Source organism: Marinobacter iranensis (assembly GCF_029207565.1).
In the GTDB taxonomy this organism is placed as follows: domain Bacteria; phylum Pseudomonadota; class Gammaproteobacteria; order Pseudomonadales; family Oleiphilaceae; genus Marinobacter; species Marinobacter iranensis.
In genome coordinates this window covers 1-275 of record NZ_JANCMW010000130.1, presented here as the reverse complement: position 1 = coordinate 275, position 275 = coordinate 1, and the positions used below count along the sequence as shown (strand labels likewise).

Here is a 275-nt window from a genome sequence, read left to right as displayed (position 1 = left end):
AATGAAGTCCGTTCTCCGTTTCTCCGCCTCGTTCCTCGCCCTGGCCGCCGCGCCCGCGGCTTTCGCCCAGCAGGCGCCCGCGCCCGATGCGGCGGCGGCCGAGGACAGCGACCAGATCACCGTCACCGCCACCCGCGCGCCGGTGAACATCGACCAGGTCCCCGCCTCGATCACGGTGCTCGACAAGGCGGCGATCGACCGCAGCCAGGATATCGGCGCGACCGAGCTGCTGCTGCGCACGCCCGGCATCAGCGTCTCGCGCAACGGCGGCTATG

At 71.6% G+C, this 275-nt stretch carries 1 pseudogene; it reads left to right on the top strand.

Features of this window, described 5'->3' with window-relative positions:
• Positions 1-275, top strand: a pseudogene (locus tag NLU14_RS21735) (hypothetical protein); the annotation flags it as partial.